This is a genomic window from Kurthia sp. Dielmo (assembly GCF_000307285.2).
Taxonomy (GTDB): Bacteria; Bacillota; Bacilli; order Bacillales_A; family Planococcaceae; genus Kurthia; species Kurthia populi.
In genome coordinates this window covers 111,924-122,346 of record NZ_HE578957.1, presented here as the reverse complement: position 1 = coordinate 122,346, position 10,423 = coordinate 111,924, and the positions used below count along the sequence as shown (strand labels likewise).

Genomic DNA, 10,423 nt, shown 5'->3' with positions numbered 1-10,423 from the left:
TGATTCTTGCGTTTTTTATATGTATAAAATTAAACGTCCATTAATAATTTTTCAAATTGCTCTGTTGGCAATGCTGGATGGAAGTAATAACCTTGAATCATATCACCTTTTGCTTTTTCAATAATGTTTAGCTCCTCGATGGTTTCCACACCCTCTACAACAACAGACATATTCATAATATGAGCTAGATTAATAATAGCTGTTACCATCGATTCATCATTTGTTCCTTTCTTAATGCCGCGTACAAATGATTTATCAATCTTTAATGTATCAATCGGGAATTTTTTTAAATAACTTAGCGCAGAGTAACCTGTACCGAAATCATCTATCGCAATCGAAACGCCAAGGTTTTTTAAATCCTGTATCGTTTCGGCGACAACGTCAGAGCCGTTCATAAATGATAATTCCGTAATTTCAATTTCTAAATGTTTCGCCGAAAGCCCCGTATCACGCAGTACTTGCTTCACGATATAAACAAAGTTCTTTTCTTGTAAATGGAGCGGAGAAATATTGACGGCTACACGTAATGTTGAATTTGGATACGCATCAATCCAGCGCTTCATTTGCGAACAAGCTGTGACAAGCACCCATTCACCAAGCATAGGCATTAACCCGACTTCTTCAGCAAATGGAATAAATTGAATCGGTGGGATAAAACCATATTCCTCATCATACCATCGCATTAATGCCTCCATTCCGACAAGACGATGCGTTTTCGCTTCGAATTTTGGCTGATAAAATAACATCATCTTATCAGTAAATAAGGCATCACGTAGACGTTTCTCTAAGTCTAGCTGCTCCTCAATCATTAAATTCATATCGTAGTGGAACACTAAGCAACGATTGCCTTTTTCTTTTTCGTCTCAAGCATTGCTAAATCGGCATATTTAATTAAAATATCGAGTGTATCTGCGTGCTCTTCGTAAAAAGAAACACCAATATTAATCGTTGAATAAAATTGAAAATGTTCAATTATAAAAGCTTGTTCAAATAACTCTAAAATAGCATCAATCATGACTTCATAATGCTGTTTAGTTGTTAAAATAACAAATTGCTTGCCGTCATAACGGAATAAGTCGCCATTTTTTGCGATAATTTCTTGAAAGCGCTTCGTTAGTTCTAATAAAAATAAATCGCCAATAAAATGCCCGTACCCATCATTTACCTGTTTGAGACGTGTAATATTTAATAAAATGAAAACAGACGCTTTTTCTTGCACTGTACCATGACGAATACATTCTTTAAAGTGAATTTTTAATGAGCGTGCATTACGTAAGCCGGTTAATTCATCATGATAAGCAAATTGTTTTAAACGTGCTGTATTTTTTTGTTCGGTAATATCTGTAGCAATGGCAATGTATTGATATGGTGTATTTGTATTATCCATAAACGGAACAATAACTGTTTTTACCCAGTAAAGGTGACCATCTTTCGCACGATTACATATTTCACCATGCCAAATATCCCCGCTATGAATGGTCGTCCATAGATTTTTAAAAAAGGCGGGTGAATGATAGCCGGAATTTAATAGACGATGGTCTTGATTAATCAATTCTTTTTCTGAATATTTAGAAACTAAAGAAAATTTTTGGTTTACAGATAAAATTTTCCCTGCGTTGTCTGTAATCGAGACAACAGATGATTCGTTAAAGGCGGTTAATAAATTGTTGAGTGTTAGTTGATCGGATTTTACAAAATTTAAAATGGATGATGGTGTGTTAGAAAAGTCGTTCATTTAGTGTCCCTCCAACTCAAAAAAACGAAGTATCATAAAACTATTTTACCACAAAAGCCATAGGGATTTATTCATAATTGAAAGGCTACAAAAAATGATGAATAAAAATAGTTCATTCATCATTTTTGATCGTTTCAATTGTAAGTTTATTTCTCTATGTTATTCGGATTATGCTCGATATTCAACGGATTATTCTCAAATACTTGCTTAATCATTTCATCTTCTACATGCGTATAAATTTGTGTAGTAGAAATATTAGAATGCCCTAATATTTGTTGTAAGCTCCGAATGTCTGCACCATTCTGATACATAATTGTCGCGGATGTATGACGCAATTTATGGGGCGTTAAATTCGCCTTATGTAGCGCCGATGAGTCATTAATTTGTTTGACGATTTTTGCAAGGCGTTGTCTCGTAAGCCTATTACCCTTTTGTGATAAAAATAATGCGTCATCTGTTGTTTTTTCTGCGATTTTTTTTCGCTCATGCTCGATATAAAGAGCTAAAGCTTCCACACAGCTGTCATTCATATAGACACGACGCTCTTTACCACCTTTGCCGACAATCGTCACATAGCGGTCTTCTACATCTCCTAGAGAAAGACGACATAACTCTGTTGCACGTAGTCCTAAGTTTAATAAAAATGTCATCATACAATGATCGCGATAATAATGGGTTTTCGATGGAATATGTGATAAAAATTGTTTCGCTTCAGGTACCTTTAAGTAGACGGGCTGCTTACGATTGATTTTCGGCGTTTCCAAATCTTCTGCAGGGTTTTCATCGATTAAGTGTTTTTTTGTTTTTAAGTATTTAAAAAAAGATTTTAAAGTCGCTACTTTTCTCGCACGTGTGGCAGCACTATTTTGTCGCACTTCCTCACAGTAAGCTAAAAACAAATACATATCCTCTAAACTAATACCGCGCACAAAATCAATATCGAGCTCTGCAATTGAAATCACTTCAAGATCTGTTGTTGGTAAATCCTCTTGCACAGCATAAAGGAATCGGAAAAATAATGTTAAATCATATTCGTATTCATCACGTGTACGTTTTGATTTCCCTTTAATCGCTGTTAAATAAATTAAAAAATCACGTAGGCACTTCGGTTGTTTCATCATTTTGTCACCTCATTAACACTTATTTTACCACAAAAAAGGTTCCCAAATATACATTTGGGAACCTTTTTTTAGAAAAACAACACTTTTCCGTCCGATTTCTCACTAAATAGCCTAAAATCCATCATTCCGCAACTTATCGATACATAGACCTTCCAGCATTCACACAGACATTTTTTTGCCACATCCACATATCACATTTCCAATCATTCATTTGCAAATACATACTATCGGATAACCAAAATGACTCGTAGCAATAATTAAATGATGCACCATTTTGTTTTGATGCTGATGTGAAAACTACTTCACCACACCACTGTGATTTTTGCATTTCGCACTTCGCTTGATTTTTTTAAAATCAGCTATATCACCAGCGTTATTTAATGAAAAACTACCCTATATATTAAACTATACGCAACTTCATTTGAAAATTCAGATTATTTAGTTTTAAAATCACTTCATTATTTCCCCATCATTTTCCACCCTATTAGTTTCTTGCAAAAATATCCCATTTTCTATTCTATCTCTATTCAAGCCTTGTAGTCTGATTCTGTTGCGCAGTTGCAACAGATATCACTTTCGTAAAAACATTTCCTATTTTTTATCGATTTTGTATGCAAAAATAAGGCCTCTTTTTCCAATTGAGTGTTATTTATAAAAAATGATACAGTTAAATTGTTAAAACAATGGCATATACGCAACAGTGAAAGGAGGTTCTTCAATGATTCAAGCACTCCCTACATTCCCTATTCATAAAACGACCATAAAAGAATTACTAACACGGAGTAGACATCCGCATTTCGTTTATGGTGTGCTTACAAATCGCAGTAATAAAATAGAAGGCTATTTTACGCACCGCCATTTACTACAATACATTGAGCAGCAATATGATGACCTCGATGATAATCCGAATAACCTCCAATCTTTTTCACGCTTTGTCGCAAAAGATTTTATGATTATTCACCATGAATCGATTCCAACCGCCTTTCCACTTCATACGACACTGTTAATCATTGAGCAGCCAGCGAAAACATTTAGCTATATTGATGAACGGCATTTTTATCAAGCTGTTGCACAGCAGCAACAAATTCGCACGCACCATTACGATACAATTTTCGATGCGATGTCGAGTGGTCTCGTTGCTGTTAACAATGAAGGCATTATCACGATGTTTAATCACGCAGCCGAAGCTCTTTATTCGCTAAAGCACGGCGAGGCGATGGGGAAATTTTTACTGGATGTTAGTGAATCGGATGGATTACTGCGCGTACTTAAAACCGGTAAAGGACATGTTGAAAAATATGCGCTGCAAGATCGGTGGTTTATCACCTACCGCGAACCGATTTATAACGGTAAACAGCTAATTGGGGCGGTTAGCGTATTTGATGATATTTCGAAAATAGAGTCATTAACGTCAGAGCTTCAGCTGTATAAGGAGCTTGTACAGGAAAATGATGCACTGATGGCCAATAGCGAGCACGGGGTTGGCATATTAGATAGTAAAGGCACGGTGCTAAGAGAAAATGAGCAGTTTCATCATTTCTATGTGGCAATTTTATATAATGAGCAACTTCGCACAAAATTATTTACACTCCTACAGCAAGTCAGTCATATGCAAAAGCCAAGTTATACGACAAATTTTCATTTAGATGACGGACGCACATTAAACCTACGTTTCGCACGCATTCCAGATGATGCCCAAAAACGTATCATCATTCGTATTCGTGACGAAACGACGGAATACAATTTCAATGTAAAGGCCGAACGTCTACGCAATTCCGTGCATCATTATTTCTCGGTACCTTATAACGAGCGTTTAGTGGCTACAACACCTGACATGCAGCGAGTTATAGAAAAAATCGACAGTGCCGCTAAAGGAAGTGCACCGGTCATGATTTTAGGTGAGCATGGGAGTGGTCGTTCGATTATCGCCGCTGAAATTGTTCGTAGAAGCGACCGAAATGATGAGTTATTTATCGAAATTGATTGTATGAAGGAATCACGGGAGCGCCTCGAGCATTTAATTTTTGCTAAAAAGCATTTCTCATATTATTTCATTCAAGTTGTGAAAAATGGCACATTATTTTTTAAAAACATCGATTATTTGCCACTTGATATGCAAAAGCGTTTGGCACAGCTCATTATCCATCAATCGGAACGAGAAGCGGCGGATTTAGAAATTTTAAATGCGCGCCTACTCGCTTCGATGCAACAACCCGTTCAATTTGAGCGCTTTGATGAACAGCTTTTCTACTTATTAAATACCATTTCGATTACAATGCCATCGGTTCAGGAGCGCACTGAAGAATTGCCGCTTATTTTCGAGCAATTTTTAGCAACCTTAAATGACAAATATGCACGTAGGCTCTATATGTCGCAGGCAGCACTCGATACATTATGTGCTGTAGCGCTACAGCACTCCATTGCCTATGCGAAGCACTGTTTAATGGAAGTGGTCAGTCATTTTGACGGCCAAATTATTGATGCGGCGCATATTCAACAACCCACGGATAAGCAACTGGTACAGCAAGCAATTGTCATTAATGAGTTATTGCCACTGAAGGAAACAATTGAGCTTGTCGAAAAGGAAGTGCTGCGCCTAGCAAGTGCCAAGCATAGCTCCTACCGAAAAATCGCTAAGCAATTAGAGGTCAATCCGTCTACAATTGTTAGAAAAATCAAAAAATATAACCTATAAATGGAGGCGTACACGATGGTTCAAACGATTTCTGTTATTGGAGCCGGTATTATGGGAAGCGGCATCGCCTATAGTGCCGCAATTGCCGGCTATACGACGAAGCTCTATGATATTTCAGCAGATACTATTGCGACTGCGCAACAGCAGCATCAAATGCTTGCAAAAGGAAGCGTCGATAAAGGCTTTATTACAGCTGCGCAACAGCAAGCGGTCGCCGCAATTCACTATGCGACGACGATTGAAGAAATAGTGGATAGTGAATTAATTATCGAAGCTGTCATTGAACGTATCGATGTGAAAAGTGCGCTATTTGCGCAGCTCGATGCCTTATGTGAGGAGCAGGTTATTTTCGCAACGAATACATCGTCACTTAGTCCGACGGAAATTGGCGCTGCCACAAAGCGCCCGGATCGTGTCATTGCGATGCATTTCTTTAATCCCGTGCATAAAATGAAGCTCGTTGAAATTATTTGTGGGCTCGATACGTCGGATGAAACATTGGCGACGATTCAGGAAGTGACCGCAAAGCTTCAAAAAGAAGCCGTTGTCGTCAATGAATTCCCTGGCTTTGTGACCTCACGCATGAATGTATTAATTGGCAATGAAGCGATGAATATGCTGATGGAGGGGGTTGCTTCCGCTGAGGACATCGATAAAGCAATGCGCCTCGGTCTAAATCATCCGATGGGACCACTTGAAATGGGCGATGTTGTTGGGCTCGATACGCGCTTACGGACGCTTGAATACTTACATCGTACATTAGGTGAAAAATACCGTCCAAGTCCCCTATTAGTGAAATATGTAAAAGCAGGTCGCCTTGGCCGTAAAACGGGCCGTGGTGTCTATGATTATAAGGAGCGTGAGCAAAATGTCTGAACACTCTGTGGTCGTAACAACGGACCAAAGCGTCGCAACGATTGCGCTGAATCGTCCGGAAGTAATGAATGCACTTGATGATACAATGGTCATGCAACTAGAGGATGCTTTTCATACCCTCGAGCGTGATGCAAAAATCCACGTCATTGTTTTCAAAAGTGCTGGCGGGAAAGCATTCGCTGCAGGAGCGGATATTAAAAAACTCCAGTCTAAAACAGCACTTGATGGCCTAATGGTGGGGATGCAAGAGCTGTATAGTCGAATTGAACAAAGCACAAAAGTAACGATTGCGTTGATTGACGGCTATGCCCTTGGTGGAGGTTGTGAGCTTGCGATGGCCTGTGATATCCGCATCGCCACAGAGCGCGCAAAATTCGGATTGCCGGAATTGAACTTAGGGGTTATTCCCGGAGCGGGAGGCACACAGCGTTTACCGCGCTTAGTCGGCAAAGGTCGCGCACTTGACCTTGTGCTAACGGGTCGGACCGTACGTGGTGAAGAGGCCTATCAAATGGGGCTTGCGAGTTATTTCACACAAAGTGATGCGATGGAGGATACTTTAAATGAAGTGTTACATGCTGTACTGAAAAAAGGTCCTGTAGCGGTGAAACTCGCCAAGCTAGCCATTTTAACTGGCTATGATGTCGATATGAAAACAGCGCAATGGATTGAAAAACTATCAATTTCATTGCTGTTTGGCACAGAGGATAAAACAGAAGGTACAAAGGCTTTCGTTGAAAAACGGGATGCTAATTTTAAAAATTGCTAAGGGAGGGTTCCTATCATGAATTTTGATTTTTCACCTGAATTAACGGCGTTTCGTGCGCTTGTACGAAAATTTGTACGAGATGAGGTTGAGCCGCGTGCCAACCAAATTGAAGAGGACAATGCCATTCCAGAGGAGCTTGTGACGATGTGTAAGGATATGAGCTTGTTTGGCATTAGCATTCCTGAGGAGTACGGCGGGCTTGGGCTTGATATGGTTGGTAAATGCGGCATTATCGAAGAGTTAGCGAAAACACATAATGGCTTTACAACATTACTATCTTGTCATGCAGGGATTGGCTCAATGGGCATTGTCGAGTTTGGTAATGCGGCGCAAAAAGCGTATTACTTACCGAAAATGGCGACGGGTGAATACATTGGTGCCTTTGCCTTGACGGAGCCTAGTGCTGGCTCAAATGCTGCCAATTTAAAAACGACAGCGGTACGTGATGGCGATAGCTATGTATTAAATGGCGCAAAGCACTATATTACAAACGCATTAGATGCACAAGTCTTTACGGTCATGACGGTAACCGATCCGTCCAAAGGTGCAAAGGGTATCACCTCCTTTATTGTAGAACGTGGCACACCGGGTTTTGACATCGGTGCCGCAGAGAAAAAGCTTGGGCTACGTGGGTCTCATTCAGCCGAGCTATTTTTCGATAACGTCCGTATTCCAGTTGAAAATCGTTTAGGTCCAGAAGGCGAAGGCTATATAAATGCGCTTAAGATTTTAGCAAATGGTCGTGCAAGCATGGCAGCAAGATGCCTTGGCTCATCTGAAAAGCTATTAGAATTATCGATGTTTCATGCGAATGAACGCAAGCAATTTGATACAGAAATTTTCAACTTCCAAGCGATTCAGCATATGCTGGCAAATATGGCGATGGAAATTGAGACATTACGCTCATTCACTTACCGTGTAGCTTGGATGGTAGACCAACAGCAACGTGTAGTGAAGGAAGCGGCGATGGTGAAGCTCTATGGCTCAGAAGTGTATAACCGCGTCGCTGATACCGCACTACAAATTCATGGCGGTATCGGCTATATGAAGGATTTTCCGATTGAGCGCTTCTTCCGTGATGCGCGTATTACCCGCATTTATGAAGGCACATCTGAAATCCAACGAAATATTATCGCCTCAGAACTTGAACGTGACTATAAACGAAAAGAGGTCCGCCTATGACTGCTGCCTATATTATCGATGCGGTCCGGACGCCTATTGGAAAAATTGGTGGTGCCTTTAAATCTGTACCAGCCGATCATTTAGCGGCACATGTTATCAAGCAATTATTAGCACGCACTAAACCTGACCTACCAATTGATGAGGTCATTTTTGGTCAGGCACGGCAAAGTGCGGATGCAGCGAATTTAGCACGAGTAGCATTGCTTCGTGCGAATTTGTCCACTACGATTCCTGCCTATACCGTTCACCGTCAATGTGGCTCAGGGCTTCAGGCGATTAATAGTGCTGCAACAGACATTATGGCTGGCATGAATGACTTGATGATTGCGGGTGGTACCGAGAGCTTGAGCATGGCACCGTACTATTTACGCCATGCACGCTATGGTTATCAAATCGGCAGTAACGCCCTACTCGACCCAAATACCGAAAGTCAGGTGGGCTCTCAGCCTGTTGAGCAATATGGTGAAATTCTAATGGGTGTTACCGCTGAAAATCTAGCGGAGAACTATCATATTTCACGTGAGGCACAGGATGTTTTTGCGCTCCGTAGTCAGCAGTTAGCCCTTGAAGCACAGCAGTGCGGACGATTTGCGGACGAAATTGTTCCGTATACGATTTCCTCACGTAAAGGCGATACAATTGTCACGGTAGACGAGCATCCACGCGCGACAACCCTTGAAAAATTATCCCAGCTCCCTGCTGTTTTTAAAGCAAATGGCACTGTAACGGCGGGTAGCTCAAGTGGTCGAAATGATGGTGCTTCGGCCGTATTACTCGCTTCCGAGAAAGCGCTTACAAAATACAAACTTACACCGAAAGCACGGATTATTGCGCATGCGGTATCTGGTGTTGACCCTAATTATATGGGCATTGGCCCGGTCCCCTCTACTGAAAAGGCGCTAAAAAAAGCGGGCTTAACACTTGATGATATCGATATGATCGAATTAAATGAAGCCTTTGCGGCACAGGCATTAGCCGTTATTCAGGAAGCGGGCTTTGATTTAAATAAAGTGAATGTAAATGGCGGTGCCATTGCGCTTGGCCATCCGATTGGCGCAACAGGGGCCATTTTAATGACCAAGCTCGTGCATGAGTTAGCAAAGCAAAAGGCGCGCTATGGCCTGGTGACACTTTGTATTGGTGGTGGTCAAGGTATCACAACGATTATCGAAAACTTACAACGATAAGGAGCGGATTTTGATGACAAATATTGAACATGGACCGATTACAAATGAAGTGAGTGAATTAACGGATATTTTATACGATAAAACAGCAGGCGTTGCGACGATTACAATTAATCGCCCACAAGCAATGAACTCTTTCCGCGCGCAAACGATCCAGCAATTAATTTGGGCATTTCGTGATGCATGGGATGATCAAACAATTGGTGCTGTCATTTTAACAGGCGCGGGCGAAAAAGCCTTTTGTGCGGGTGGTGACCAAAAAAGCAAGGGTGACGAAGGCGGCTATGACTATAATGGTGGTCTTGGTGGTGGCATCGGGCTTGAGGTCGAATATTTGCATCAGGTTATCCGTAATATTCCGAAGCCCGTTATCGCCGCAGTGAATGGCTATGCAATTGGCGGTGGTCATGTGCTTCATGTTATTTGTGATTTAACAATTGCATCAGAAACCGCCAAATTTGGCCAATCTGGTCCGAAGGTTGGCAGCTATGATGCGGGCTTTGGCTCCGCCTATTTAGCGCGTATTGTTGGTGAGAAAAAAGCCCGTGAAATTTGGTATTTATGCGAGCAGTATTCCGCACAGGAATCGAAGGAAATGGGGCTTGTGAATAAAATTGTCGCACCAGACGAGCTAATGACAGCTGCGACGGAATGGGCGCATAAAATTTTAGAGAAAAGCCCGACTGCCATTAAAATGTTGAAGTATTCCTTTAACGCAGATAGTGCTGCTATCCAGGGGATTTCACAGCTATCAATGGCGAGTCTTGCGATGTTTTACAATACACCTGAATCCAATGAAGGAAAAGAAGCCTTTTTAGAAAAACGTCCCGTAGACTTTGGCAAATTTAGAATGTAAAAGGA

General features: G+C 41.0%; 9 protein-coding genes. 6 read left to right on the top strand and 3 right to left on the bottom strand.

Annotation, left to right across the window (positions count from 1 at the left end):
• Window positions 1–29: 29 nt before the first annotated feature.
• The 3 genes from KTHG_RS05535 to KTHG_RS05525 form a co-directional block, all read right to left on the bottom strand.
• Window positions 30–818, bottom strand: a complete 789-nt coding sequence (locus KTHG_RS05535; protein WP_139992063.1) for a putative bifunctional diguanylate cyclase/phosphodiesterase — start codon at window positions 816–818, stop codon at window positions 30–32.
• Between the two features lie 14 nt (window positions 819–832).
• Window positions 833–1,735, bottom strand: coding sequence for a sensor domain-containing diguanylate cyclase (locus KTHG_RS05530; protein ID WP_139992061.1), 903 nt, complete (start codon window positions 1,733–1,735; stop codon window positions 833–835).
• 146 nt (window positions 1,736–1,881) lie between these two features.
• The gene (locus tag KTHG_RS05525) at window positions 1,882–2,856 is read right to left on the bottom strand and encodes a tyrosine recombinase XerC (RefSeq protein ID WP_139992059.1); all 975 of its coding nucleotides are present in this window, start codon (window positions 2,854–2,856) and stop codon (window positions 1,882–1,884) included.
• Window positions 2,857–3,574: 718 nt separating this feature from the next.
• On the opposite strand from KTHG_RS05525, the gene KTHG_RS05520 reads away from it, so the two are divergent.
• The 6 genes from KTHG_RS05520 to menB are packed head-to-tail and all read left to right on the top strand — an operon-like array spanning window position 3,575 to window position 10,418.
• Window positions 3,575–5,551, top strand: a complete 1,977-nt coding sequence (locus KTHG_RS05520) for a sigma 54-interacting transcriptional regulator (protein ID WP_139992057.1) — start codon at window positions 3,575–3,577, stop codon at window positions 5,549–5,551.
• A gap of 15 nt (window positions 5,552–5,566) precedes the next feature.
• Complete coding sequence (locus KTHG_RS05515) at window positions 5,567–6,427, top strand: 3-hydroxyacyl-CoA dehydrogenase NAD-binding domain-containing protein (RefSeq protein ID WP_139992055.1); 861 nt, start codon at window positions 5,567–5,569, stop codon at window positions 6,425–6,427.
• Window positions 6,420–7,196 carry an enoyl-CoA hydratase/isomerase family protein gene (locus tag KTHG_RS05510; RefSeq protein WP_139992053.1) on the top strand — a complete coding sequence of 259 codons (777 nt, stop codon included), beginning with the start codon at window positions 6,420–6,422 and terminating at the stop codon, window positions 7,194–7,196. Before KTHG_RS05515 ends, KTHG_RS05510 begins: the two co-directional genes overlap by 8 nt.
• A 15-nt stretch (window positions 7,197–7,211) precedes the next feature.
• A complete protein-coding gene (locus tag KTHG_RS05505) occupies window positions 7,212–8,378 on the top strand; it encodes an acyl-CoA dehydrogenase family protein (protein ID WP_139992050.1) in 1,167 nt (388 codons plus the stop codon).
• Complete coding sequence (locus KTHG_RS05500) at window positions 8,375–9,565, top strand: thiolase family protein (protein ID WP_139992048.1); 1,191 nt, start codon at window positions 8,375–8,377, stop codon at window positions 9,563–9,565. The genes KTHG_RS05505 and KTHG_RS05500 overlap by 4 nt, the downstream gene beginning before the upstream one ends.
• Window positions 9,566–9,578: 13 nt before the next feature.
• On the top strand, window positions 9,579–10,418 hold the full coding sequence (gene menB, locus KTHG_RS05495) for a 1,4-dihydroxy-2-naphthoyl-CoA synthase (protein WP_139992046.1): 840 nt from the start codon (window positions 9,579–9,581) through the stop codon (window positions 10,416–10,418).
• Window positions 10,419–10,423 lie beyond the last annotated feature (5 nt).